Annotated in this window: 22 protein-coding genes and 1 tRNA gene; 10 read left to right on the plus strand and 13 right to left on the minus strand. The window is 49.7% G+C overall.

Annotated elements, in window-relative coordinates; translation table 11 throughout:
* Positions 1-534 precede the first annotated feature (534 nt).
* Together KK083_RS07680 and KK083_RS07685 are read left to right on the plus strand one after the other, a co-directional pair.
* Positions 535-969, plus strand: a complete 435-nt coding sequence (locus tag KK083_RS07680) for a hypothetical protein (RefSeq protein WP_254162155.1) — start codon at positions 535-537, stop codon at positions 967-969.
* A gap of 247 nt (positions 970-1216) precedes the next feature.
* A complete protein-coding gene (locus KK083_RS07685) occupies positions 1217-2242 on the plus strand; it encodes a DUF4097 family beta strand repeat-containing protein (RefSeq protein ID WP_254162157.1) in 1026 nt (341 codons plus the stop codon).
* A gap of 150 nt (positions 2243-2392) precedes the next feature.
* On the opposite strand, the gene KK083_RS07690 is transcribed toward KK083_RS07685, so the two are convergent.
* A complete protein-coding gene (locus KK083_RS07690) occupies positions 2393-3910 on the minus strand; it encodes a sensor histidine kinase (RefSeq protein WP_254162159.1) in 1518 nt (505 codons plus the stop codon).
* A 616-nt stretch (positions 3911-4526) separates the two neighbouring features.
* Between KK083_RS07690 and KK083_RS07695 the strand changes: the two genes are divergently transcribed.
* Positions 4527-5210: a hypothetical protein gene (locus tag KK083_RS07695; RefSeq protein ID WP_254162161.1), complete on the plus strand. Its 684-nt coding sequence runs from the start codon at positions 4527-4529 to the stop codon at positions 5208-5210.
* A 46-nt stretch (positions 5211-5256) separates the two neighbouring features.
* Here KK083_RS07695 and KK083_RS07700 read toward each other — a convergent pair whose 3' ends face one another.
* The 8 genes from KK083_RS07700 to KK083_RS07735 all read right to left on the minus strand — a co-directional run bounded on the left by KK083_RS07700 (position 5257) and on the right by KK083_RS07735 (position 15965).
* Complete coding sequence (locus KK083_RS07700; protein WP_254162163.1) at positions 5257-6729, minus strand: sensor histidine kinase; 1473 nt, start codon at positions 6727-6729, stop codon at positions 5257-5259.
* 48 nt (positions 6730-6777) lie between these two features.
* Positions 6778-9084, minus strand: coding sequence for a TonB-dependent receptor plug domain-containing protein (locus tag KK083_RS07705; RefSeq protein WP_254162165.1), 2307 nt, complete (start codon positions 9082-9084; stop codon positions 6778-6780).
* 23 nt (positions 9085-9107) lie between these two features.
* Complete coding sequence (locus tag KK083_RS07710; RefSeq protein WP_254162167.1) at positions 9108-9617, minus strand: YfiR family protein; 510 nt, start codon at positions 9615-9617, stop codon at positions 9108-9110.
* 25 nt (positions 9618-9642) lie between these two features.
* Entirely contained in the window at positions 9643-10080 is a 438-nt protein-coding gene (locus KK083_RS07715) for a response regulator (RefSeq protein WP_254162169.1), read from the minus strand.
* Positions 10081-10115: 35 nt separating this feature from the next.
* On the minus strand, positions 10116-11537 hold the full coding sequence (locus tag KK083_RS07720) for a sensor histidine kinase (protein WP_254162171.1): 1422 nt from the start codon (positions 11535-11537) through the stop codon (positions 10116-10118).
* Positions 11534-13891: a response regulator gene (locus KK083_RS07725; RefSeq protein WP_254162173.1), complete on the minus strand. Its 2358-nt coding sequence runs from the start codon at positions 13889-13891 to the stop codon at positions 11534-11536. Before KK083_RS07725 ends, KK083_RS07720 begins: the two co-directional genes overlap by 4 nt.
* Before the next feature lie 12 nt (positions 13892-13903).
* Positions 13904-14962 (minus strand): sensor histidine kinase, encoded by a 1059-nt coding sequence (locus KK083_RS07730; protein ID WP_254162175.1) that lies wholly within the window; start codon positions 14960-14962, stop codon positions 13904-13906.
* A gap of 334 nt (positions 14963-15296) precedes the next feature.
* Positions 15297-15965: a response regulator transcription factor gene (locus KK083_RS07735; protein WP_254162177.1), complete on the minus strand. Its 669-nt coding sequence runs from the start codon at positions 15963-15965 to the stop codon at positions 15297-15299.
* Positions 15966-16376: 411 nt separating this feature from the next.
* Between KK083_RS07735 and KK083_RS07740 the strand changes: the two genes are divergently transcribed.
* From KK083_RS07740 to KK083_RS07750, 3 genes are all read left to right on the plus strand, one after another.
* Positions 16377-16784: a hypothetical protein gene (locus tag KK083_RS07740; RefSeq protein ID WP_254162179.1), complete on the plus strand. Its 408-nt coding sequence runs from the start codon at positions 16377-16379 to the stop codon at positions 16782-16784.
* Positions 16785-17084: 300 nt separating this feature from the next.
* Positions 17085-17330: a hypothetical protein gene (locus tag KK083_RS07745; protein WP_254162181.1), complete on the plus strand. Its 246-nt coding sequence runs from the start codon at positions 17085-17087 to the stop codon at positions 17328-17330.
* Positions 17331-17558: 228 nt separating this feature from the next.
* Positions 17559-18497 carry an SIMPL domain-containing protein gene (locus KK083_RS07750; RefSeq protein ID WP_254162183.1) on the plus strand — a complete coding sequence of 313 codons (939 nt, stop codon included), beginning with the start codon at positions 17559-17561 and terminating at the stop codon, positions 18495-18497.
* Positions 18498-18755: 258 nt separating this feature from the next.
* On the opposite strand, the gene KK083_RS07755 is transcribed toward KK083_RS07750, so the two are convergent.
* From KK083_RS07755 to KK083_RS07765, 3 genes are all read right to left on the minus strand, one after another.
* Positions 18756-18829, minus strand: a tRNA-Asp gene (locus tag KK083_RS07755).
* A gap of 122 nt (positions 18830-18951) precedes the next feature.
* On the minus strand, positions 18952-19434 hold the full coding sequence (locus KK083_RS07760; RefSeq protein ID WP_254162185.1) for a Dps family protein: 483 nt from the start codon (positions 19432-19434) through the stop codon (positions 18952-18954).
* 148 nt (positions 19435-19582) lie between these two features.
* Entirely contained in the window at positions 19583-21007 is a 1425-nt protein-coding gene (locus tag KK083_RS07765; RefSeq protein WP_254162187.1) for a caspase family protein, read from the minus strand.
* Between the two features lie 179 nt (positions 21008-21186).
* On the opposite strand from KK083_RS07765, the gene KK083_RS07770 reads away from it, so the two are divergent.
* On the plus strand, positions 21187-21357 hold the full coding sequence (locus KK083_RS07770; protein WP_254162189.1) for a hypothetical protein: 171 nt from the start codon (positions 21187-21189) through the stop codon (positions 21355-21357).
* Here the strand turns inward: KK083_RS07770 and KK083_RS07775 are convergent.
* On the minus strand, positions 21354-21983 hold the full coding sequence (locus KK083_RS07775; protein ID WP_254162191.1) for a TetR/AcrR family transcriptional regulator: 630 nt from the start codon (positions 21981-21983) through the stop codon (positions 21354-21356). The genes KK083_RS07770 and KK083_RS07775 overlap by 4 nt on opposite strands.
* Before the next feature lie 62 nt (positions 21984-22045).
* Here KK083_RS07775 and ggt point away from each other — a divergent pair, with 62 nt between their 5' ends.
* From ggt to KK083_RS07790, 3 genes are all read left to right on the plus strand, one after another.
* A complete protein-coding gene (ggt, locus tag KK083_RS07780) occupies positions 22046-23743 on the plus strand; it encodes a gamma-glutamyltransferase (protein ID WP_317195216.1) in 1698 nt (565 codons plus the stop codon).
* A 274-nt stretch (positions 23744-24017) separates the two neighbouring features.
* Positions 24018-25055, plus strand: coding sequence for a sensor histidine kinase (locus tag KK083_RS32640; protein ID WP_254162195.1), 1038 nt, complete (start codon positions 24018-24020; stop codon positions 25053-25055).
* Between the two features lie 20 nt (positions 25056-25075).
* A complete protein-coding gene (locus KK083_RS07790; RefSeq protein ID WP_254162197.1) occupies positions 25076-25777 on the plus strand; it encodes a LytR/AlgR family response regulator transcription factor in 702 nt (233 codons plus the stop codon).
* Positions 25778-25808: the final 31 nt, after the last annotated feature.

Consider the following 25808-nt stretch of genomic DNA (forward strand, 5'->3'; position numbering starts at 1 on the left):
GAGAATTTCGAAATTGCATATTCAGGGGGCCTAAACCGCCGCAAAACAGGTAAATACGAGGATTTTTGGGCCATCCCTACAACGTGGCTGACACCGGCAGCCCATGCGGGACACCCACCTGCTTTAAACAAAAAAGCAGCTACGTCCGTCTAACGTAACTGCTTTTGGTAACGCCATCAATCTTAGGAGTTCCCATAGGGTAAGATCGAGGCGTGATCTTGACATCCAAAAAAGGCGGATTCAAGGTTTACGAAGGTAAAGCATAAAGTGAAGCGAACGTGATCTCCTGTTAATTTTTTTGTGGAAACAATTTGGCACCACGCAGCAAATGAGTGTCTAAACATCTTTCAAAAAAATCAGTGTCTAAACATCTTTTGCCAATACAACAGCTCTGAAAAAAATACGTGCCCCCTACATCCATTCGTCTAGGGTTTCCGTTTGATCAACGGCATAAATCTTCTGTCTATCCGAAAATCGTGCACGTATACCCGGTTAACTTTATAAATTCATAGAACCTAAAGTCATTGAAGCCTCATGAGAGTCAGTCACGAAGAAAGCGGCATCTTTTACGATATCCTTGAAGAGAAAGGAAATTTCAGGTTGATCGACTCCAGCACCAACCGGTCGTACAATTTTAAGGAAGCTTACGAAGCACTCTGGGCAACCATCGAGCTGATGCGCAACCTCAGCTTCGACATCCTGGCCGAGATGCAGCTCCAGGAGATCATGAAACGCTCACACGTATCGTTGAGCAGCATTCCAAGATCTGTGCTGCAAGTGTTGAAGAAAGAAAAGATCAGCCGCACCCATTACGATCAGATCTTTCTCAGGCTGCTTTCGCAATACCGCAGCGGCATTCAGGCCATCGCCTTCAGCAACAAGACCAATTTCATCATCGATCATGAGGTCATGTTCCTGCTCCGGAAATTTTCAGGCTTAAGCCTCAGCGTTCCCGCTGCTCGCGCCTGATAAAAAAATCTTTTGGCTCCCGGGCGGAGCATGCAACCATTCATTTCCTGCTGCAGTCTTTTGTGCCGATACTTGAACCTGGTTCATCGCGCTAAGCCGTGACTGTCCGGATCCGTCCAGACGGTTTGTAAATCTGGACATTCATTTACACTCCTGGAGTTGAAAGCTGCTCCTGGCGCGTGTTTGCCGGCGTGGCATGTGGATTGGGAACAGGCATCGGATCCATCATAAAACTTATCCAAACACTATGAAAAAGATTCTTGTTCTTTTCTTTGCCATTACCCTGGTGATTGCGGCCAGCGCCCAGTCAAACGAAGGCCTGTACATGACCAAATCACTGGCCAAGGAGTCCATCAGTGAGGTTATGGCCAGAACTTCCGGCGGCGGTATTTCCATTACCGGCGTAGACAACAGCGACGCACGCGTGGAAGTATACATCACCTCCAACAAGGGTGCCCAGCTTTCAAAACAGGAGATCAAAGAGCGGCTGGAAGCAGACTATGCGCTTACCGTGTCCGTTGCAGGCAACAAGCTCACGGCCACTGCCGAGCCCCGCAACGACATCAACTGGAAGCAGGCACTGACCATCTCGTTTACCATCTATGTGCCTAAGAACGTTAGTACCGATCTCCATACGAGCGGTGGTGGCATTGACCTGGCCAACCTCACGGGCACGCATGAGTTCTCTACCAGCGGCGGCGGCCTTCGGATCAAAAAGCTGAGCGGAAAAACCAACGGCAAAACTTCGGGTGGCGGCATTACTGTGATCGACACTAAAGGAGACATCAGGCTTTATACCAGCGGTGGCGGTATCGATGCGGATAACTGCAATGGACAGATCACCCTGAGAACTTCCGGCGGACCTATCAACATGAATCTGCTGGACGGAACCATCGAAGCCGAGACGAGCGGAGGCTCTGTTCGCGGCCGCGATATCAAGGGCGAGCTGAGAGCGCACACTTCCGGTGGCGGTGTCACCCTGCGCGGATTGGCCTGCAGTATAGACGCCTCTACCAGCGGTGGCAGTATTGAAGTGGAGATCAGGGAGCTTGGTAAATTCGTTACCGTTTCTAACTCAGGCGGAAATATCGACGTGGAAATGCCGGGAGACAAAGGGCTGGACCTGAAACTTCGCGGCAACAAGATCAGGACCAGCAACCTCAATAATTTCAGTGGAGACAAGGACGACGACAGGATCGAAGGAAAGATCAATGGTGGCGGCGTTCCTGTGAGCATCCGCACCAGTGGAAATGTTTCTTTAGCACTGCGGTAAAAGTAGGCAGTAGGCAACCGATCGCAAGCGATGGTAGCAGTAGGCAACGTGTAGTCAATGGATTCGACGAGCTGATTTCTGGTCAAGGAATAGTCGTTGAACTGTTCGGCACTGTTGCCTATTGCTCTTTTGCCTACTGCCTACTGGTTCTTAATCAAGCTTGAATTTTACCGTGAACACGGTTCCCTCCCCTACCTGGCTTTGCAAGTCGATCTTTCCCTGAAGGGCTTCAACGGCTTTTTTGACGATGGAGAGACCGAGGCCTGTGCCGTTTATTTCTTTGGCGTTGCTGCCCCGGCGGAATGGCTCGAACACCAGCTCCATGTCTTTTTCAGCAATGCCGATACCCTGATCTTTGACAGCGATGCGTACAAACGATCCATGTACATCGACTGTGAGGAATACCTCATTTCCGGAGGGTGAGAACTTGATGGCGTTGCTCAGCAGGTTGATGAAAATGTTTCGCAATAGTTTCTCATCACTCATTACCTGCAGGTCTGGCGATGCACAATCCAGCCGAACGGTATGGGTGTTGCCCATGCTGTTCTGAACCTCTTCGATGAGGCCTGCCAGGAATGGTTTGATCGTAACGGGGCGGATATTGGCCGTCATCTGCCCTGCTTCGGTTTTACCGATGGTCAGCACATCGTCCAGCAGCATCAGCATGTGGCGGGTCTGCAGGGAAATGTTATCGAGGCGGGTAGACGCATCGCCGGCCTGAACGCTTCCGTTGCCATTTTTCAGATAGGTTACATTCCGCATGATGCTGGTGAGCGGGATCCTGAACTCGTGCGAGGCAATGGACACAAACCTGTTCTTGATGTCAACCAGTTTCTTTTCCTTCTGCAGGGCTTTGTGCAGCGCTTCTGTGCGTTGCTGTACCTTGAGCTCGAGGTTCGTTTTGTATTCCCACAACTCCGTGATATCCTGCCCTATCATGAGTATGCCCACTACTTCGCCGGTGGTACTCCTTCGTGGCGTTACGTTGATGAGACAGGTAAGCTTTTTTCCATCTCTGTTGCGGATGCCAGCTTCATAGTTTGTGATCACTTCGCCGGCCAGTGCTGCCCGCATGGTTTGGCTGAAGCCTGCATGGAATTCCTCCCAGGGCAGCAGGTCGAGCAGGCGCCGGGTGTAGATCTCGTTCTTTGTATAACCGATGATCCGCGTAGCCACTTCATTCCATTCGGTGATATAACCTCTGGCATCGGTGCCAATAACCACTGCGTTGGCATGTTCGATGAGGTTGTTCTGTTCCTTGGCAATGGCGGTGATCCGGTTCTCGAATACTTTTTGCGGCGTTACATCACGGGCTTCGATCAGGATCCGGTTTGTTACCTCGTCGTTGTCAGCGATCAGGCTGCCTCTGATCTCGAAATAGTTCTTCCTTCCTTCCAGGTCGTCGAACGATACGTCTACTGTGGCAGGTTTTCCGGTATCAACGATATTGGCAAAGTGAAACTCAACGATGTTCCGCCAGGGCAACGGAATGGCGTGAAAAAATGAGATATCCTCAGCGAGTGAAGGGCTGGTGAGATAAGCCAGTTTTTTGGCTTCTTTATTAACGAACAACACTGTACCCTCCTGATCCAGGATCACTGTTGCATATGAAATACTATCCAGAATAGAATAAACATCAACTCCTTTCAGCATATTCCATCCACCCATAAAATTTTATGCATAGTCAAGCCAACTCGTTTCTAAACTAATACTTTTCGCATTCTTACACCGTCATCATGTATTTTTTTTTTAATTCACAATGTGTACTTCTTATGCTTTCCATCATATAAGAAGGATCGCTCTCCTGAAAAATGCGGTCTACAAAACGCGGATACCCACTCCGATGTAAAGAATATTTCGAGCGTCTACATATCTGGCGATCTGCCTTCAATAAGAGGTTACAAAAATATGATATCCGGTGTGTGATTTCTGTTTGTTTTCTTGCTGTACCTTACTTCATTGAAAAAATAGCTGTAACAAGTTGATCTGGAACCGATTCTTTACATATAAGATAAGACAAATTGAAAGATCATCCTGCCATCAACAATACGCCTAGGGGAACCGCTGATAAACTCAGCATTTTACTGAGCAGGCTTACAGCAGTAAAGCCCTTTAGTGTCAATTTGAGAAGGTTTTTTCCGGTTCTGGTTCGCATCTACGAGGTGTGTCCCGGCTTTTTAGCATCAGTGGCATAAGCCAAATACCTGATTTTTAAAATCAGAATTGCTCTGAAGGAAGGGACAATCGTCGGTTGCAACTTGCCTGCATAATAATACAGAAAGCCATGCAAGAGCGAATCGAATTTAACCAGTTCAAAGGGATCGTGATCGTAACCCTTTTTATTATCCTGATATTGAAATCCGGTTGCAGCCATGCACAAAGCGCAATTTCTCATATCGGATTTCAGGCCAATTTTGGAACATCGGTCTTTGACCTCAGCAGCGACATTCCTGAGCTGAACGCAAAGAAGGTAACGCAGAGCGGCGGACTGCTCGGCGTTGTTGCCGGCAACGAAGCCGTTAGAGCAAGGATCGGATTGTTCGGCTATTACTCCTCTGACAATAAAATAGCCGGTTCGATAGATCTCTATAAATCGAACGCGTCCATCAATTTTTATCCACTGGCCCTGTTCGGCAAAAGATCACTCAGGGTGCAGCCCTATTTTTCAGGTGCTGTAGCCTATGACAGATACAAATTTTACGGATACTACCTGAGCAGCGACCGTGGCAAAGTGAACTACAGCAAGTCGGAAGCTCCTTACCTGGGAACGGTCAAACAGGTGAACTCATCGTTTGGAGGTGGTATTGAATTAAGGCTTCTCGAGAGCAGTGATTTTGTTCACTTCTTTATGGAGACAAGGTTTGCACACAACCTGGACAACGCATCCAACAATGTACGGTTTGACCACACGCAGGTTTCCAATAAAATGCAGGTGTTGGCTGGCCTCAGCTTCGGCATGATCCGCTAAGCCGCACGTCCGGACTTATATAAATCAAAGAACACACAGGCTTTTCTTATTTCTGGTCGATAGGAAGCGAGACGGTAAAGACAGAACCTTTGCCGATCTCGCTTTTTACGTCGATCCGTGCATGAAGCAGGTCTGCCGCTCTCTTAACGATAGAGAGCCCCAGGCCTGTGCCACCGATATTCTGAATGCTGCTGGAGCGGAAGAAAGGTTCGAAGATCTTCTCGATGTCGTGGCTTTCGATTCCGAGGCCCTGATCGCGTACTTCGAAACAGATGGCATTGGCAGACGGATAGATGCTCAGGTATACCTCATTGCTGAGGGGAGAATATTTGATGGCATTGTTGAGCAGATTGATAAAAATATTCCGCAGGAACTTCTCATCTGAAAGGATGCAACGCGGGGTTGTTTCATGCATGGTGACGTTGATGCAATGGGAGCTTCCGTGCGCATTACGAACGTCTTCCACCACTCCGGTCACGAACGACTCCACGTCGATGGACTGGGCGTTCACCTTCAATTTTACGGCTTCATCTTTTCCGATGGTGAGCACATCGTCAAGCAGGCTCACCATATGGGCGACCTGTTTTTCGATCGTTTTTACCTTCGCGATAACCTCACTCGCCTCGCTCCCGGTGGCATGGTCCCTGATGTCTGCCGCTGCGCCGGAGATGTTTGCCAGGGGAATCCTGAATTCGTGCGACGCCATCGACACGAACCTGCTTTTCAGGTCGGCATGCTCTTTTATTTTTTCGTTTGCCACGCGCAGATCATTGGTGATGGTAAACAGCTCCAGGTTGGCAGATTTGATGATCCGGTTGTGGTTGATCAGCCTTTTGTTCAGTAACAGGAGGTCGTTGGTGCGCTCCATCACTTTCCATTCGAGCTCCTGGTTCAGCAGCTGGAGGTCGCGTTGCTGCAGAACTTTATCCGTCACGTTGTAAGCCAGTACCAGCTGTGCTTTTTTATTCTCAAAAATGATATCGTGAGAGGAGATCTCGACATAGATCGTCCGGCCGTCTTTGGTCTTGTGGCGCCATGTACCGGACCAGTGGTACTGGTGATTGAATTCAAGTTTTCTTTTTTCGGCTGCGGTGATCAGCAAAGGCACGTCTTCGGCGGGCCTGATGTCTTTGATCGTCAGCGCCAGAAATTCAGCTTCGGTATAGCCGTACAAAGCGGTGGCGGCTTCGTTCACTGATAAAAAACGCATGGTGGCCATGTCATATACCCACATCGGGTTGGGGTTCTTTTTAAAAAGCTGAATGTGGTACTTCACACGCCCCGCTACCCTTTGCGTGAACTCACGGTAAAACAGCACACACAAAACGGTGATCAATGCTGCAAACAGCACGTCCCAGACCAACGTGGCCCAGGAGAAAGAATAAAGCGCGAGCAGGCAGGTTGATATTAAAACACCCAGCCAGATAACACCGATGATCCGCACGACCGCTGTTGAAATGAACGCCGAGATCGGGCGATTTTCTGACTTGGCCATCAGCATGTTAAAAAATGCTCTCATCCTTTGCCGGGTTTATTAGGTACAATGTCGCTTTCCGATGCCGAGCTCCTAGAACCCTGCTCTGACACCCACCATTACCCGGGCAGGGTTCTGGTAACTTCCGTCCAGGTCCATGGCAGCAAAATTTACAGCGCTTTTGAATTTCTGATTCAATGCGTTTTCGGCCTTCACAAAAAAAGTGGCATTGCCCAAGGTGTAACCCGCGGAAACGTTCATCAATGCATATCCGTCCAGCGTCGCTCTTTTACCTGGAATAGCGGCATCGGCAAACTCATAGGTTCTCTGTTTGCCAACCGCCAGCAACCTCACTGAAAAATGATAGGCATTGATCTTGCCATCGAGGCCGGTTCTGAATTGCCAGGGTGCCATGGCAGGCTGCTCTACGGAGGTGCGGTTAGACTGGTGATCAAACAGTTTACCTTCAAGATAGCTCACTGAATTATAACTAAGAAGCTCCAGGCGCCCGATATTGAATGTGCCTTGGATCTTGAGGTGGCCGCCGTAGTTCTCCTGGCTCCCCCTGTTGAAAGGTACCTGAATATAATCTACATGGTATCCAAGAAAATAATTGTTATACAGGTTGGTATTGCCGTTGTCATTAACGTCTTCGATAAGGTCATCGATCACTGTTCTGTACGCAACAAAAGTGACCATAACTTTTTTACTCAGGTTTTGTGTGATGCTCAGCTCCAGCGACCGTGATGTCATAGGCCCCAGGTCAGGGTTCGGAAGCTGCCAGAACGCCGACTGGTAGGTAGTGCCATTGTCTGTGGAGTAAAAAGATCCGTAAGACTCAAAGGAGGTAGACGGAGAAGGCGCCCAATAGGCAGTGCCATAAAGCATCTTGATGGTTGTGTTCCCCCACGGATTAAATACGGCTCCAACCCTTGGATTGATAGTTGATCCAAAACGTGAGTTGTTATCATACCGGACACCCGCTGTGACCGACACTTCTGTCAGCGGCGAATACTCGGCCTGGAGATAACCACCCACGTTTGTATAAGCCAGCGGGAAGAACTTTGCTTCGATCCCGGATGGATTGTTCTCATAAACCGAATTCAGTAAAATGCCTGACACAGCGCCGTGGTTGCTCACGGGTGACTGAAGCTCCGGAGATTTGGGAAGCGATTGGAAGATCTCGTACGTTAGCCCGCCCGTGATATTCAAATCCTTTGACCATGCGTAATGAAGCTGCTCTTCCATTTTCAGCATCGATCCGGTGCTGTATTTGTAACCACGCTCCATGCCGCCGTACAGGTTCCTGAAATTAGAAAGTGGATTCACTTTGTAAAAGCTTCCGACAAAGGAAGATAGGGATCTGAAATTTCCGGCGCCGATCGTCTGGTTGGCACTTACTGTTGTTAAGCCCTGGCCATAAAACACATCTTTATTATAAACTGCATGGTTCGTTGATAACGACGAGGAGCTTGGTACTTCCGAGTAGTGATGCAGCAATTTCATGGAGAACCCGCCTTTGCCCAGTGCGGTATACGCATTATATGTTTTGATGGGCGCCTCATATTCGGGGTTGATGGCGCCCTGGGGAGTGATGGGCCCGTATTGGGTATTAAAGATACCTGTCTTGTGAGAGGCCAGGTCATATTCCTTCTTGTATATCTTCGAAAAATCGGGCTGCGCATCGTATGAATACTGGCCTGCTAACGTCAGCGTTACGTCATTTTTCAGCTTGTAATTAAAAACAGTGCTGGCATTGGCATATCCCTGTGTGCCCCCCGTGACGGAGGCCATGATCTGCTCGCTGCCATCGGGCTGCCGGGTCAGGATATTGATCACACCACCCATGGCATCGGCTCCATACAGCGCAGAGCCGGGGCCATATACTACCTCGATCTGTTTGGCAAGGTAGATCGGGAAGTTCTCGAGGAGCGGAAGGGGCTCGTTGGTGGGAGAAGAGATCCTGACACCATCCATCAAAATCACAAAATGATCCTGACCGAACACACCGCGAATGCTGGCCGTGTTATAATACTGAGGCATGGATTTGTCGGTGATCATAAAGTCCGGCAGATCATTCAGCACCTCCGCCAGGTTCCGGTATCCTCTCAGCCGGATCTGTTCGCTGGTAACGACCAGCACGGTTGCCGGTGCGCGACCCGGTTTCTGTACGCTCTTGGTGGGCGTCACCACGCTCACGTTCATCAGATCTTCGAACGACAGCTTCAGCAATTTGTCAACATTCAGTTTTGCCGTATCCGGCTGTGTATTTTCCTGCGCCTTCGCTTCGGCTACAAAAAAACAGAACAGTGCGGCAAAGAAAAATCGTTTCAAGATATCTGAGGCAGAGACCTTGTCCACACAAACATATTTGGGGGTACTGTTGTCAGGCGTTCTCATGGAACATATTTTTCGGTGATTTCTTATAGGAGTATCGCCAGCTTCAGCAATCCATCACTGGCAACGAGTCCGGTTTCTGAAAGTGTTTTTCTCTTGATCTTGAACTTGAGCTTATCGTCTTCCACCACGAAACTGATCATGGCGCCGCTGGAGATCATGTCTTCTGCGGTAACGATCAGGATACTTTTGCGTGCTGTAACGCTGACCAGCGTCTTTAACATTTTCGATGCAGACGAAGCGATATAAATGATGCTGCAGCCTGTCACATCTTCTGCGCCCTCCACGGCCCTGACCAGAATATCCCTGCCTCCCACCCTTTTTCCGGCGAGGGTATTTTTGAACAGCTCGATGATCTCAGGCTTGCCATAAACACCGATCACGAATTCCGGTGTCTCTTCAGGCCACCTGATGTACTTGGCAAAATTGAATATGTAGGCAGCCTGCAGCTCTTCATAGGAAGAGGTCTGGGCATGCACGTATCCCGAAAGGGAAACGAAGAACAGTATTAAAAGGGCGTTTTTTTTTCTTACCACAAATGCGGTGTTTTTGTAATGGCGGTTATTGAATGACTCCTTGCGGCATTTCGCACAGCTGCCAGTAGTGGTTGAGAATAGCCACCGCACTTGTAAAACCTTCGAACGAAAGCGGTTTGAGGATATAACCGGCCACGTTAAGATCGTATGCTGCGATCTTGTCGCTCTCTTCATTGGAAGTTGTCATCACAAAAACACTGATCGCCCGCAGCTCAGGGTCTTTCCTGATGATGTTGAGGAATTCGGTCCCGCCCATCTTGGGCATGTTGATGTCGAGCAGGATGACCCGGGGAGACGGCACCTTCGTTAAAGGATTGTTTCCACGAAGGGCATCGAGCGCCTCGAGGCCGTTGCGCGCCACAAACAGGGGATTATTGATATTGTTCTTTTTGAACGCACGCTGAACATTCATGATGTCTACTTCGTCGTCTTCTACCAGAAGGATGTTAACCAGATTTGCCATATCTCCGTATTTAAAGATCTCCATTGTGAATTGTATTAGTGTTGATTGACTGTTTCGAATTTAGGCCACGTAAAAATGAACTTCGCTCCTTTTGCCTCTTCCGACTCGAGCAACACCGTACCTCCCATATCTTCCACACTTTTTTTAATGATCGATAGCCCTACGCCGGTACCCTCCACCTGGTCTCTCGACTGAAGGGTTTGAAAAATTTGAAATACCTTCTCATGGTATTTTGGAGCAATACCCATTCCGTTGTCTTCCACCGTAAACCGGTAATAGTGCCCGATCTCGGAGACAGACAGATCGATCCTGCCTTCGCTTTTATCGTTGTATTTCACGGCGTTGGAAAGAAGGTTCATGAATACCTGCTGAAGAGGCAGTTTTTTCGTTTCAAAAACCGGCATTTTCCCGTGGATGGTCACCGCGATGTGTGGCGGCGGGTTCAGCAGGTCTATGATCTCTTTCAGCATCATTCGCAGATCCACCTTTTCCACGGGCAGGTTCATACGTCCCACTTTCGAATACTCGAGCAAACCGTTGATCAGGGCTTCGAGGCGGAAAACGCGGCCCCGCAGGATCTGCATGTTCTTCTTCGTGTCAGCCGGGATGTTGCTTCCCAGGTCTTCTTCGATCCACTCCGACAATTTGAAAATGGCGCGCAGCGGTGCTTTCAGGTCGTGCGAGACCACGTAGGAAAAGCTGTTGAGCTCTTCGTTCTGTTTCTTCAGCTGCTCCGAATACCTGACGAGGTCCTTCCTCGATTTGTCGAGACGGTGCAGCATGTGATTGAAGGCCTTCGCCAGTTTTCCGATCTCGTCGTTTCCGGTGACCTCCACAAAAACATTCTCATCACCGCTCGAAATAGCTTTTACCGCGTTGTCGAGCTTCCGGACGTTGGCCATGATCATGTTGCTGATCACGAATGAAAGCACAACACCCGAGGCGAAGAGCGCAATGCAGAAATACAAGGTTGTACGTTTAAGCGCATTGATGGCCGCCTGTGTTTGCAGCAGGGAGTAGCCAACAGTAAGCGATCCCATCGGCATACCCTGGTAGGCAATGTCTGTCTTATAGTAGATGGTGTTGCCCAGGGTCACCATCAGGTTATTGGCCGGTAGCGATACTTCTTCTTCGGGTACCTTTTCAAGCGCGCTGAAGGCAGCGATCTTTTGGCCTTTGCTGTTGATCACGGAAACAAATACCACAGCCTTGTCACCCTGTGTCCACTCCAGCGCTTCGGACACGGCTACGAAATCAGTCTCGCCCATGCCGATGCCCACGCCGATGGAGAACATATTGCTGATGCTTTTGATCTTCGACTCGATGGCCTTCAGCGCCTCCTGCTCCTGCTGCCGGGGATAATAACTGTAGATGAACACCGAGACCAACGCTATCAGCAGCACCTGGCCAACGATGATCTTGATCCGGATGGAAAGGCTTTTCATCAACTCTTTCATCTTATAACAGCACAGCCGGTTTGTCCGAGGTTGCGCCTCACCTCTTCGTTGATGGCGGAGATGAGCAGGATGATGTTGTTTACCAGGGCTGTGATCCTGACGTACTCCAGATCGGGATCTTCTGCGTTCAGCAATACGCCAACCTCCTGAAGCGCGTTGTCCATTACGTGCAGTCTCAGCACACCGTAAAATGACCTGATGCGCTGACACACCGTTCTCATACCTTCAAAATCGTGGCTCCACAGGTGATTTTCAAGTTTCTCGATCAGCTCCGGCGTTTGTTTGCTGTACACGCTCACCAGCTCGTTAAGAAACGATCCGTTCTCGAGCACATACATAGACGAAAGGTCAATACTTTGCTTCAGGATATTTTCGGGACGCTCCTTCACCTCATGCCAGTTATTGTTGTTCAGATGTTTGACGATCTTCCCATACAGGTCTTCCGGTTGGAAAGGTTTGGAGATATAATCGTTCATGCCCGCGGAGATGCATTTGATGGCGTCTGTGCCGAATGCGTGTGCAGTCATGGCAATGATCGGTACGTTACACGCAGGCTGTGATAATTTATTGCGGATGTGCGTGGTTGCTTCATAACCATCCATTTCGGGCATCTGCACATCCATCAGTACCATGTCGTATCTTTTGGTGCTGATCCTGGTGATGGCATCCATCCCGTTGCTGGCGATATCGATCTTGCAACCCACTTTCTCCAGGATCCTTTTCACGAGCAACTGGTTTACAGGATTGTCTTCCGCCACGAGCACCGAAATGCCTGTCAGCTCATCGGTCAGCGCGTGAGCGGGTGTGAGCGACGAAGGTGTCGGAGTGCCGGTGTTTACCTGTTCAAATGGCAGGTGAACCGTAAAGGTAGAGCCGGAATCGGGCTGGCTGGAAACGGAGATCGTTCCCGCCTGGAGCTCCACGAGGTTCTTGACAATCGCCAGGCCCAGGCCTGTGCCACCATACTTGCGTGTGGTATCGCTGGAGGCCTGTGTGAAAGCTTCGAAGATCACGGCCTGCTTTTCAACTGGAATGCCAATGCCTGAGTCGGCGATCTTGAACTCGATCAGTATGTCCTGGTTCTCGGATGCAGCGCCGGTAACTTCCAGTTTCACTGTGCCTTTTTCTGTGAACTTGATCGCGTTGGAGAGCAGGTTGGTCAGGATCTGGTTCAGCCGAACAGGATCTCCCTTGATCACCAGCGGCACAAGGTTGCCAACGTTCGAGAGAAGCCTGATGCCTTTCTCCTGCGCTTTCTGCCGCATTACGGCTACGATACCCGCAATCAGCTCGTGCAAGTTGAACTCGAACTTTTCGATCGACATTTTGCCCGACTGCAGTTTCGAAAGATCGAGGATGTCATTGATGATCACCAGCAGGTTCTCGCCTGAAAAGTGGATGGCATCGATAAACTCTTTCTGCTCCTGGGTGGGGTTGGTCTCGTACAGAAGCCTTGTGAATCCAAGGATGGCGTTCATGGGAGTCCTGATCTCGTGACTCATGTTGGCCAGGAACACCTCTCTCACCTTCATAGACGTTTCGGCTTCTTTTCTGGCGTTGGATATTTCCTGTTCGGCCAGCTTTCTTTCCGTGATGTCCTGAAGCGTGCCAACGATCCTTTCGAATTCACCGTTGGCTCCCTTCACAGCATATCCCTGCGAGTGTGTGTATTTAAGCCCGTACCGGGTAACGATGCTGAAATCAACGCTGAACGGCTTGCCCTCAAGGGCTTTCTGCAGCGATGCGTGGATCAGGTCCCAGTCGTTCCGGTTGATCAGGTCAAAAACTTTCTCTTTGGTCAGCACAACTTCGTCCTGGGGAAACTCCAGAATATTATAGGTCTCGGCTGAGCAATAGAGCGTATTTTGCGCTACGTTGAGCTCCCAGTTGCCTATTTTGGCAATGCGTTGCGCTTCCGCCAGCCGCGATTCACTTTCACGAAGCGCGCGTTCAGCCTGCTCTTTTTCCCTGATCATGCTGCTGATGTACAGCATGTTCCTCAGCACTTGCCCCAGCAGGTGACCGTTGATGTTGTTCTTCACAATGTAATCTGACGCGCCGGCTTTCATGAGCTCCACGGCAATACTTTCATTACCCTGTGAGGTGATGATGACAATGGGCGTTTTAATGCCACAATCCCTTATCTTTTTGAGCAGCGACAAACCGTTGCTGCTGGGCAACAGGTAGTCGAGAAAAATACAGTCGAATGTATTGAGGAAATCACTGTTGGTTTGGTCAGCGTTGTCCTGTTCAACCAGTTCATAGTTAAAGCCACAGGTTCGAAGGGCCCGCCTGAAATGCATCTTATCTGCATCGTCGTCGTCAATGATCAATAGTTTTATAACATCCATCATCACTTTGTATAATCAGAGAACTTGCTTTTTTTCTTTGGGCCAGTTAAAAACGAAACGACTGCCTTCGCCTACCTTCGATTCAACCCTGATGCTGCCCCCCTTTTCTGTCAGGATCCGTTTCACGATGGTGAGCCCGATGCCAGTGCTCTCGAACCGGTCGCGCGACTGAAGGGTTTGGAATATCACGAAGATCTTTTCATAGTACTCTTCAGGGATACCCGGTCCGTTGTCTTCAACAGTGAATTCATAACTGTCATCATGCTCGCGTGAATCGATGGTGACGAGACCTTCCTTCTTATCGTTGAACTTCATGGCATTGCTGATCAGGTTCGAAAAGACCTGGAACATCAGGATCTTCGACGCGTGCAGGGTGGGCATGGACGGACTGACTTTCACCCTGATGTGCGCGGGTGGCGATAAGATCTCCACAACCTCTTCAACAAGCGCTGACACGTCGATCATTTCAGCAGGTGTGTTTTCCCTGCCGATCTTCGAGTACTCCAGGATGCCATTGATCAGGCTCTCCATTCTTCTCACCCGGCCCATGAGCATGTTGAGGTTGGTGAGGTTGTCACCTGACAGGGCGGTACCCAGGTCATCCATCAGCCATTGCGAGAGATTGCTGATGGCCCGCAGCGGAGCTTTCAGGTCATGAGAAACGATGTAGGCAAACTGGTCGAGCTCTTTATTGCTCTTTTCAAGGTTCCGGGTGTATTCGGCCATCGTCTGGCAGCGTTTGCTGATCTGCCCGTTGTTATCGAGAAGTGTAATGATCTTCACGGGCTCACTCCCGTCGTTGAAACTCCTGATGGCATGAACCACCTGTAAGACCTCCGCGGTCAATGGAATCGCACTGGGGTTACTTTCCCCCAGAAGCGCCAGGAGCTTGCGCTGCTCCACCTCCGGATATACCTGGCTGATGTGCATCCCCGTAAGGGCTTTTGCAGACAACGTTCCTAAAAATTTTGCCGCCGCCTCGCTGGCAAAGATGATGGTGTTGGAATGGTCGAGCACCAGCACGCCTTCATGCACGCAGCCGGTGATGGCCTCGAGGATAGAACTGGAATACATCGCGTCGGTTTTAAGCATACACTTGTACTGGTCTGTAAATACAAAACTGACGCTTATCCCCTTTAATTTGCTCAGTAAAACCCGGATTTTGAATAAATCAGGGAATGACCCTTCAGCTGCTGTTCCATTCATTTGCAGATGGGCGTGGATCTAAAAGATGGTCCTGGATAAAGCGGACCGATGGCATGAGGTAAGGAAATTTCTTAGACGAAACTCAGGGATTTGCTGAGTTTCATGCGTGTGACTTCAACAAGCGGGCAGCCAGTAGCATTTCCGTTGTACTGATGACACTGTGAACTGGAGCATGCACCGCCGCAGTTTTTGGCTTGGAGCGCTAAACGAGCTTGTTCTCGAAAGCATATTTCACCAGTTGGGCTACATTAGACAGGTTGAGCTTGTCCTGGATGTTAAGCTTGTGCGTTTCCACTGTTTTTACACTGATGAAGAGTGTGTCAGCGATCTCTTTAAGGCTTTTGCCTTGCGCGATCAGGGCCAGCACCTCATTTTCGCGTTTGGTAAGCTCGCTGGATTTTTTGGTGGGCAGCCCCTTGCCCTCGGTTTCTTTGAGGTAAAAATCCTGGAATACCAGCGATGTCACTTCCGCACTGAACGCCTGCTCTCCCCCAACTACTTTGCGGATGGCTGCTATCAGGTCTTCTTTGGTTACATCCTTCAGCAGGTAGCCGTCAATTTTGGCTTTGATGCCCGCGGTGATAAAATCCTTGTTGATCTCACTGGAGATCAGAATGATCTTGACCACCGGGTTTTGCTCTTTGATCCAGCGGGTAGCCTCAATGCCGTTCATGCCTTTCATCATGATATCCATCAGGAAAACGTCGGGCTGCAGGCTGGAATGCAGGTTTACGGCCTCCTCTCCACTTGAAAGGCAGCTGATCACCTGTATTTCGCGCTCTCCTTCCAGCAGAGAAGCTATGCCCTGGCGCAGAAGACCGTGATCATCTACGATAACTACCTTGATTTTGGCGTGCGGTTGTTTATCCATTGCTTAAACCACTTGTATTAAAAGCATTCCACCAGGAGGATTCATTATGCTTGATCCATCCTGAAAAACTAAAAATCTACGGCTTTTGTGGGAATTGGTTCCCCGGGGGTTTAACAACATGCCTGATGCTGGTTGAGCTCTCGACCACGCGTAAAAAATTGCAACGCCCAGGCTATGTAAATCTAATATTTTTTTCAAAATGGACAATCCTGGCGGTTGAATTTGCGTCATTGTTCAGTTTTTTTCTCCAGTTCCATTTATCCTGTCTGTGAAGGCTAAAAAAGGTCGCGGAAAGATATTTTAAAAAGAACCTGAGGCATCCCGGCAATTCCCTGATTTTTCAAAATCAGGCAAATCCTTAGGTTTTATTGCCGCCAGCTCATCATTTTTGACTAGTAAAATCTTACGCTTATGACTGCACAGTCTGGCAACAATTTCGAAAATACATTCTCTTTCAGGAACACGGCTTTATTCAGGCCTCTTTACCTGAATTTCGATCACTATACCGACGGCGATCCGGACTTCAAGCGGGAGCTTGGTACGCAGGTCATTGGCAATGTCCAGGAGCTAAGGCAATCGATTTACGCTGCCGTACAAGAAAACGAGCCGGATATTTTTCTTAAGGCGAGCCACAAAATAAAATTCACATTGGAGATGCTGAACGATGTAGAGTTCATCACCCTGATCAGGGAACTCGAAAGGGATCTGGGCACTCCACATATCGACGGAAGTTTTGCGCAGCACGTGCGGCGTTTTGATGACATCTGCCAGGCGATCATCAACAGCCTGAATATTGAGATCTTCGGAAAGGTAGCGTGAGAAAATGCAGTTCACGCAGAAATCGCAAAAAAGACTTTATATCGAAGCCCGTCATCCTGAGAGATGAAGGTGCGATCGCACGCGGGAGCGAAGGATCCCCAGGTCGCTTACTGCGTACTTAATTCAGGCGCATGGCACTTTCGTAGGGCGCTTTGTAACTGCATCTTCTCTACAGCAATTCAGAATCTCAGAAAATCTCTGACACATCTAAGGGCAACACGTAATTTTGATTTTCACTATTCTCCTGAAAGATCCCTGCTGGTAGAACGTTAGCTTTGGTTAACACTCAAGTCTTCAACTATGCAGCCAGTTCGCAAAAATGACATCGTTGTATTATCGGATGATGCCAGTGGAAAGGTGATCGACATCATCACGTCTTCAAACATTAATGTACTGAAGGTGCAGAAACTGACCGACAACCACGTGATGTATGTGGAAGCCCACATGGTACGCCTGGAAAAGCAGTGTCCCAAAAATTATATGCGCACCGTCTCCCGTGAAGTGGTCAGCTTCTTCTTTTACACATTAACTTGTTTGATCAGATAAACCCTAAAAACAAAAAAGCTACACATCTCTGTGAAGCTTTCAACATAGACCAGCATTAGGTTAACCGTTCTGTCAATCTACATATATGTAGTTCTTTTGTTTGCCTAAGCCGGAGGATACATATTTTATATCGTGGTTATTCACTCAGTCAAATAGAGGCTTCACTAAGTCTAGGCTGCAATTGCGTCAATTAGCTGCTAGTATTGACTTCTATTAAATTCAACTGCTATGAAATATATGCTATTCGTTCTTCTGATCTGCACGAGCGCCACGCTGTTCTCTCAGTCTTCCGGAAATAGTCGTTATCATCAGACGGCACCGGAGGAACATCAACCTCGGGCCGTGATCAATGACGGTCAGATCACGCTCACCATCAGCGGTCTGCTCAACGCCAAAGCCGATACCTTCGTTGCATTCTTTAACGTAACCCAGGTAGGCGAGACCGCCGCAGGTGTCGATTCACTCATGTCTTTGCGCATCAACCGCTTCCAGACCGCTTTGCGCCGCCAGCGCCGCGATACGCTGGCCGTTCACACCGATATGATCTCCTTGGTGCCCAGATACGACATCCGTGCGTTAAAAAGGGTCTTCAGCAGGACTTACAACGAAGTACCCGATGGATTCGAGCTTCAAAAGAACGTGACAATAACCTATCACACCGCTTCCGATCTGAATATGATCGTGACTGCCGCAGCCCAAGCAGAGATCTACGACCTCGTGAAGGTGGATTACTTTCTCAGTAATGTAAAGAAGCACTACGAGCAACTCCGCACACAATGCCTGGAGGTGATGAAAGTCCGCATAAAATATCTCGAAAGCATGGGCCTCAGGCTGGACACACTGCGAAAGGTATTTGATGACGATTTCGCGACGGTGCTCCCTCAAACGCGCTACGGAAGCTATAGCTCCGTGTCAAGGCCCTCGCTGAACGCAATGAGAAAAGATGACATAGAGGGTGTAAAACTTCATTCCATAGAACCGTCACCGTCCAAATACTATGAAGCGGTGTCGTACACACCATACGATGTGGTTGTCAATCCCGTAGTGTCCGAGCCTGCTGTACAATTGACTTATCAAATGAGTTTGAAATATATCGTGCCGGAAGCGAAATCAAAATTGATGCTGATTACCCCCACGGGCCATCTTCAAAAGATCGGCGAGATGTGATCCAGAAAAAAGAAGGATCAAGTTACGCGTAGAACAGGGATTGGTAGCTTGTGCATCAGTCATTTAATTTGCAATACACAGGCGCCTACAAAACAAAAAAGTTCATCATTGCTGATGAACTTTTGATGCGGACGGGACTCGAACCCGTCCCTGCTGAGCCGGGACCGTGACAGGTCGGCATTCTAACCAAGCTTCACAATGTTTGTCGATTGACAATTCTAATAACAAAAAAGCTCCACATCTCTGTGAAGCTTTCTGCGGACCGGACGGGACTCGAACCCGCGACCTCCGCCGTGACAGGGCGGCATTCTAACCAGCTGAACTACCGGTCCTAACCTTTCCATCGGAGCTTCAAATGACTAAAAGCCGCTTGCTGCTTCCGAATTGAGGTTGCAAAGATAGCTTTGGCGACCTTTTATGCAAAAGAATCGCTGAAAATTTTAAAAAAAGGGCTTTACTTTTTTCCCAGGAAAGAAGAATACATCCACACGGCTTTTTCCTGTTCCCGGATATAGTCGCTCATGAGCGCGTTTGTTCCTTCATCCTCAGCATCTTCCGATAATTTCAGCAGCTCGCGTTCTTTGCTCAGCAGCACCTTGAATCCGCCGAGGATCCCCTCAACGGCCTTCGCTCCTTCCGAGACGCCCGTGATCTCTTTGATCTCGGCATGCTTCACATAGTCGCTGAACGAATGAAGGGGTGTATATCCGAGTGTGAGGATCCGTTCGGCTATCTCATCGATCTTCACCAGCGCATCGGTGTAGATCTCTTCGAACTTGGCGTGAAGCTCGAAGAATTTATCGCCGCGGATGTTCCAGTGAAATCCACGGGCGTTCTGGTAGAACAACTGATAGTTGGCAAGCAGCTCGTTCAATTGTGTAGCAAGTTGCTGCGTACTTTTTACTTCCAATCCAATGTTGTTGGTGGTTTGGGCCATGATTTTTTTTGCTTAATTGGTTATCTAATGTAAAGAGATTTGAAATCTCCCTGCTATAACACGGCAGCTAAAAATCCTGTTCCTGAAACCGGACAAAAACTGCCGCCCGCTTTCAGACCCAAGGGAACCAAAAAAGATTGCGATTCGCTTACTGGAACTTGAAGTAGAACTCGCCGATGATGTTGGAGCTGTCCCACGTGTATTGCCTGTCGCCGGATAACCGCAGCACATTCATGCGCACTTCTTTGAACACCTGCTCGATGGTGAGCCCCGGTTTGCGCAGTGCCTTCAGGAATTCCTGTGTGTAAAGTCCGTTCCTTCCGTCACCATCAGAAGCAACGGAGCCTGGTGCGGTAGCAAAGGCTATGAAAGAACCCCGTGCCCGTTTCATTTCTGCCAGTCCGGAGCCCACAGACCGAGAGGTTGCAGGGAATGGATTATTGCGGCAGGCGTCGAGGATCACAATGTTCATGCGTGAGTTGGAGCGCTCCATGTTGGCCAGCACCATACGTTGCACGGGGAAGCACATTCTCACAATATCGTCCTCGAACTGCACGTTGGCGTCTACGGGAACGAGATAATTCTCATCCTGATACTGCACACCGTGGCCTGCATAGTAAAAGAGTCCCACGGTTTGATCGCGGGGACCCGTGGTAAGCTTCTCATGGAATTTGCGCATGGCCTCGCGAAGCTGCACATAGGTGGCATTGGTGAGCAACTGCACCTCAAAGTTCGATTTCCTCAGCTCGGTAGCCACATCGGTAGCATCGTTCACGGGATTCTTCAGTATGCCCACTTCTTTCGCGTAGTTGCTGTTGCCGATCACCAGCGCGTAACGTTTTTCGTCTTTGTAGGCCTCTGTCAGGGCGGGGATCATCTTCACCGCTTCTGATTGTGCCGGAGCTTGTTCCGCTGCCTGCTGTGGTTGTGCGGGCTTGTTCTGCGGTGGTGTTTTCTGGTTGTTCTGCACGATCACCTGGGGGCCTTTCTTTTCTTCGCCAGCGGCACGGTTTGTAGCGGGTTTTGTGTTGCTGGCCTTTGCTTGCGCGATGGCAGGGTTGTTCGGGTCAAGTGATGTTGCCTTGTCAAGGTCTTCCTGTGCGGCGGTGCTGTTGCCTTCGCGTGTATGGAACCCGGCGCGGTCTGCCAGGATCTGTGCTGCCACTTTCTTGTTGGATCCGGCTGCCGTGAGCGCCTCCTCATAACTTCTGGCGGCCTCCGATTTTTTATCGATCTTATCCAGGCAACGTGCTTTATACCAATGGATAACGGCTTTGTTGTAATGATCGAGCACCAGGCTTTCGTCGAGGTCAGCCAGCGCGCTCCGGTACTCCCCCTGGTGGTAGTATGATTGCCCCCTGTAATAATAGAGGTCTTCGTTCAACCGCTTGTTGTGGTCAGGATTGTTCAGGATGGATGAAAAGAGATCGACAACCGTGGCATAGTCGCCGGCCTTGAACCTGGCGATGCCTTCTTCATAGGCCTGGAAGTCTTTGTCTTTCTGTGCGATAGCCGGAAAAGATCCGGTGGTGATCATGATCAGGAGAACATATACATGCCAACGCTTCATCATAAAGGGTATAGTTTAAAAGGCCCGGGGCCAGCGTGCGGAAGTTTATACGTTGAACACGGCCTGGTGACCTTTATACGGTGCAATAATTTCGCTCAAATTTAGTTAAAAGGATAAAATTACGCAGGACGGCACGCGGTTGCGAACGGATATGTCAAAAAATACTATTTTTAAGGCTTCTCATGAGAAGAATACCGCTTTACCTGATCATCTTCGTACTCCTCCTACCCTCCTGCAGCAAGCGCTCACGCTATTCGGCCAAGGTGGTGAAGCCCAAATACCATCACTGGTGGTTCAGCAAGAAAAAAGATAAAAAAACGAAACGCACCAAGGTGGTGAAAATGAGAAGCTAGCCGAGGCCCTTCATCAGGTTGTCGAGGTTTCTCCGGAAGAACAACTTCAGAGGACTCTGCTGTGCCAGGTGTGCGGTGACGATCGATCCCAGGAAAATAGTATTAAACAGGTTGGTGATGTCGCGGGTCGAGCTGGTCTTGGTGATCTCTTTTTTCATGATGGCATCCAGGGTGAATTTTTCCAGCATCTGGTCGAGCGAAAGGATCTCGATGCCACTCACGTCTTCAATATCGGGGAACAGAAGTTTCTTCTCTTCGGGCTTGACGGGAAAAGGTTTTGGTGGCCTTTTGAAATCAGAAAGATAACCGATGAGGCTGAGCATGAGGCCGGGGTGATTTTCACACTCTTCGCTGAGCTTGTCGAGCAGGAAGTATACACCCTGCATGCCTTCTTTCGGTTTCTGCTTCAGCTCAACCGAGCGGCCGAGACACCAGATCCGGAAGTGGTATAACAGCACGTCTTCCTTTTGCGGGAAATATTTGAAAAACGTGACCTTGGAGATCTTCACTTTCTCGCAGATGTCTTCCACATAAATGTCGTCGAACGCTTTTTTGCCGATCAGCTTGAGTGTGTGTTCCAACACCTGAACTTTAAGTCTGGCAGCTTTTTCTTTCCTCAGGCTCATTTATTCGTGTAAAGTTTTGGACTTGAATTAATACTTTTGCGCCGACTTAACCAATGTTCAGAATGTTAAAACGCATTTTTCCGCTTTTACTTGCCGTTGTTGTAGTTGCCTGTAAATCTTCCCTGCCCGAAGAAACCAGAACAGGGCTGATCACCGATTCAGCCATGGTGGTTTCGGCACATCCGTTGGCCTCGAAAGTAGGCGCAGACATTTTACGCCAAGGCGGTAACGCTGTAGATGCTGCCATTGCTACCCAGTTTGCCCTGGCGGTTGTTTTCCCTGCGGCAGGTAACATTGGTGGCGGTGGATTTATGGTGTTGCGGCAGAAGGATGGAAAGATCGCAACGCTCGATTATCGTGAGATGGCGCCAGCCGCTGCCACCACAGGAATGTACCTGGACGATCAGGGTTTTCCCATCCGCGGACTGAGCGAAAAGGGACATCACTCTTCAGGTGTTCCAGGTTCTGTAGCAGGCATGGCGGAATCGCACGCCAGGTATGGAAAACTGCCCTGGAAAACGCTTGTGCAACCCGCCATCGACCTTGCACTGAACGGATTTATACTGACGCGTGAACAGGCCGAGTCGCTGACCGACGTGCAAGATACCCTCCGCAAGTACAGCACCGTCGCGCCCGAGTTCCTGATGCGCGAGCAATGGAAAGAAGGCGACAGCATCTTCTGGACAGACCTGGGGCATACACTCGAGCGCATCCGTGATCTGGGTGCGGCTGGATTTTATGAAGGCAAAACCGCTGACGACATTGTGGCTGAGATGCAACGCGGCAAAGGCCTTATTACGCATGAAGACCTCAAAGCTTACAAACCGGTATGGCGCGAGCCCATCGTTGCTTCCTATAAAGAATACAAGATCATCTCCATGGCACCACCGTCCAGCGGCGGCGTTGCATTGGTGCAATTGCTCAAATCGGTTGAAGATTTTCCGATCGCCTCGTGGGGACACAATTCACAACGCACCGTCCACCTGATGACGGAGGCTGAGCGCAGGGTGTATGCCGACCGCGCTGCGTACCTGGGCGATCCCGACTTTTTCAAGGTTCCTGTTGCGGAGCTGATCAGCGATGTTTATGTCAAGGAGAGAATGCGCTCTTTCAATGCCAGCGCCGTCACCCCCAGCAGAACGGTGAGGGCCGGAGAATTGCAGGTCAAAGAGTCGACACAGACCACACACCTCTCCGTTGTTGACCCCGATGGCAATGCCGTGGCAGTGACCACCACGTTGAACGACTGGTTCGGCTCCGCGGTAGTAGTTGCCGGCTCAGGTTTTATTCTCAACGACGAGATGGATGACTTCAGCATCAAACCGGGACAACCTAATATGTACGGTGTCATCGGCGGCGAAGCCAACAAGATCGAACCCCGCAAGCGCATGCTCAGCTCCATGACTCCAACCATCATCGAAAAAGATGGCAAGCTGGTGATGGTGGTGGGAACACCCGGTGGTTCTACGATCATCACTTCGGTATTCCAGACGATCCTCAACGTGCTGGAGCATCAGATGGGCATGCAGCGCGCAGTATCGGCCAGGCGCATCCACAGCCAGTGGGTACCCGACGTGATCTATAATGAGAAGGGTGCATTGCTGGTAGAAGACAGCCTCGCATTGGTGCGTATGGGGCACAAGTTCGACGGCTTTTACCAGGGAGGCATCGGCCGCGTAGACGCCATCCTGGTGCTGCCCAACGGCAAGCTCGAAGCCGGCGCCGATCCGAGAGGTGATGATGCGGCAGACGGGTTTTGAAAGGTTGCCAGTTGCCGGTTTCCGGATAGCCAGTTAAGTGAGGTGAAGCTTTCAGAACTGAACTTCGATTTAATTTTGCGCTTGAGATCATTGCACGTTCTTCTTTATAGCACTCATCCTAACCGGCAACTGGCAACTGGTAACCGGCAACCTGTATTCCGTCCTTCCGGAAAGGTAATCGGGGTGGATGATCACCGACATCGGCGATAATCGGTTATTTTTACAGGAATTTTCAATGCGTGCGGGCTGTTCGCACAAGTAGAATCAAGGAGCTGTGAAACAAAAATCAGATTGGATCTTCCGTAACCGTGTGCTGCAGCATGGGCTGTTCTGGCTGGCGCACCTGGTTTTTTATGGAACGCTGTACGGAAGTTTCATGGAGAACTATGCACAGACCTTCACCGAAGAGCTTGTGTACATGCCGGTGAAGATGGTGCTTACCTATTTCACACTCTACCTGTTGCTTCCCAGGTTCCTGCTGCCAGGGCAATACATGACCTTCTTTCTGTGGTTCCTGCTGGCATCTTTTGTTACCGGCGTTGTTCAGCGGTATATCGCCTATACCTACATTTATCCGATCTATTACCCCGAAGCGCTGAGGGATCCGTTCTTCTATTTTCCGAAGATCATCAAAACATTCGCGGGCATGTATCCGGTAACCTTTACCGCCGTTGCCATCAAGCTGCTGAAATACTGGTATACCAACCAGAAAGCGCAGCAGATCCTGAAGCAGGAGAAGCTGCAGGCCGAGTTGAAATTCCTGAAAACACAGATCCACCCGCACTTCCTGTTCAACACCCTGAACAACCTGTATGCGCTCACGCTGAAGAAATCAGACAAAGCGCCCGAAACGGTGCTGAAGCTGTCGGAGCTCATCAACTACATGCTCTACGAATGCAAAAGTGATGAGGTTCCGCTGAGCAAGGAGGTGAAGTTCATCCGCAATTATGCAGATATTGAAAAGATGCGTTATGGCGACAAGCTCGATATCGACATCAGGGTTACGGGCGATGTGGCCGACCAGACGATCGCCCCGCTTATTATTCTGCCCTTCGTGGAGAACTGTTTCAAACACGGTGCCAGCGAAGACCTTCAGCAGTCGTGGGTGAAAGTGACCATCGACTCGCACCCCGACCATGTGGTGATCAAGGTGGAGAACAGCAAAGCGGGCGACAACGGTCATGTGCGCGAAGAAGGCATCGGTATCCAGAACGTAAAGCGCAGGCTCGACCTGCTGTACCCCTCGAAACACGAGCTGAAGATCATGAACGGCGCTGAAACCTTCCTGGTCATTTTATCGATAAGGATCTAAGAGAACGAATCATTTTTCTTATGAAGTGTATCATTGTAGATGACGAGCCCCTGGCGATCGAGATCCTCGAAGCTTATGTGGCCAAGGTGGAGCAGCTCGAGCTTGCAGGCACCTTCCGGAACGCGGTCTCTGCGTTTACCTTTCTGCAACAGCATACTGTTGACCTGATCTTCCTCGACATCCAGATGCCGAAGCTGTCGGGCATCGATTTCCTGAAAACGCTCAGGAATCCCCCGAAGGTGATCTTTACAACCGCTTTCCGCGATTACGCCATCGAAGGTTTCGATCTGGAGGTGGCAGACTACCTGCTGAAGCCTATTCCGTTCGAACGGTTCCTCAAGGCCGTGGCCAAAGTACTGCATCAGCCGGCCGCGTCCGCCAGCCAACCACAAGCAAAGGTTGACGAGGATTATGTCTACTTCAAGGTGGACAAGAAAATGGTAAAGACACGCATGGCGGATATACTCTACATCGAGAGCATCAAAGACTACGTGAAGGTGCGTACACCAGAGCGGGAGATCATCACACAACAAAAGATCAGCTACCTCGAAGAAAGTTTACCCCGCGAACAGTTCATCCGCATCCACCGGTCGTTCATTGTAAACCGCGAAAAGATCGACGCCTATTCAGCCACGGACGTAGAGATCGGCAAGTTCCACGTTCCCATCGGCAGGAATTATAAGAATGATGTGATGAAGGTGTTGGGGAAGAATGTGTTTTAGTTGCCAGTTAGGAGAGAAAACTTTCACGAGT

It is taken from the genome of Chryseosolibacter histidinae (genome assembly GCF_018598225.1).
GTDB classification, from domain to species: domain Bacteria; phylum Bacteroidota; class Bacteroidia; order Cytophagales; family Cyclobacteriaceae; genus Chryseosolibacter; species Chryseosolibacter histidini.

Coding starts and splice junctions, on each gene's coding strand:
- KK083_RS07680 (WP_254162155.1), top strand. CDS start 535: ATGAGAGTCAGTCACGAAGAAAGCGGCATCTTTTACGATATCCTTGAA.
- KK083_RS07685 (WP_254162157.1), top strand. CDS start 1,217: ATGAAAAAGATTCTTGTTCTTTTCTTTGCCATTACCCTGGTGATTGCG.
- KK083_RS07690 (WP_254162159.1), bottom strand. CDS start 3,910: ATGGGTGGATGGAATATGCTGAAAGGAGTTGATGTTTATTCTATTCTG.
- KK083_RS07695 (WP_254162161.1), top strand. CDS start 4,527: ATGCAAGAGCGAATCGAATTTAACCAGTTCAAAGGGATCGTGATCGTA.
- KK083_RS07700 (WP_254162163.1), bottom strand. CDS start 6,729: ATGAGAGCATTTTTTAACATGCTGATGGCCAAGTCAGAAAATCGCCCG.
- KK083_RS07705 (WP_254162165.1), bottom strand. CDS start 9,084: ATGAGAACGCCTGACAACAGTACCCCCAAATATGTTTGTGTGGACAAG.
- KK083_RS07715 (WP_254162169.1), bottom strand. CDS start 10,080: ATGGCAAATCTGGTTAACATCCTTCTGGTAGAAGACGACGAAGTAGAC.
- KK083_RS07720 (WP_254162171.1), bottom strand. CDS start 11,537: ATGAAAGAGTTGATGAAAAGCCTTTCCATCCGGATCAAGATCATCGTT.
- KK083_RS07725 (WP_254162173.1), bottom strand. CDS start 13,891: ATGATGGATGTTATAAAACTATTGATCATTGACGACGACGATGCAGAT.
- KK083_RS07730 (WP_254162175.1), bottom strand. CDS start 14,962: ATGTATTCCAGTTCTATCCTCGAGGCCATCACCGGCTGCGTGCATGAA.
- KK083_RS07735 (WP_254162177.1), bottom strand. CDS start 15,965: ATGGATAAACAACCGCACGCCAAAATCAAGGTAGTTATCGTAGATGAT.
- KK083_RS07740 (WP_254162179.1), top strand. CDS start 16,377: ATGACTGCACAGTCTGGCAACAATTTCGAAAATACATTCTCTTTCAGG.
- KK083_RS07745 (WP_254162181.1), top strand. CDS start 17,085: ATGCAGCCAGTTCGCAAAAATGACATCGTTGTATTATCGGATGATGCC.
- KK083_RS07750 (WP_254162183.1), top strand. CDS start 17,559: ATGAAATATATGCTATTCGTTCTTCTGATCTGCACGAGCGCCACGCTG.
- KK083_RS07760 (WP_254162185.1), bottom strand. CDS start 19,434: ATGGCCCAAACCACCAACAACATTGGATTGGAAGTAAAAAGTACGCAG.
- KK083_RS07765 (WP_254162187.1), bottom strand. CDS start 21,007: ATGATGAAGCGTTGGCATGTATATGTTCTCCTGATCATGATCACCACC.
- KK083_RS07770 (WP_254162189.1), top strand. CDS start 21,187: ATGAGAAGAATACCGCTTTACCTGATCATCTTCGTACTCCTCCTACCC.
- KK083_RS07775 (WP_254162191.1), bottom strand. CDS start 21,983: ATGAGCCTGAGGAAAGAAAAAGCTGCCAGACTTAAAGTTCAGGTGTTG.
- ggt (WP_317195216.1), top strand. CDS start 22,046: ATGTTAAAACGCATTTTTCCGCTTTTACTTGCCGTTGTTGTAGTTGCC.
- KK083_RS07790 (WP_254162197.1), top strand. CDS start 25,076: ATGAAGTGTATCATTGTAGATGACGAGCCCCTGGCGATCGAGATCCTC.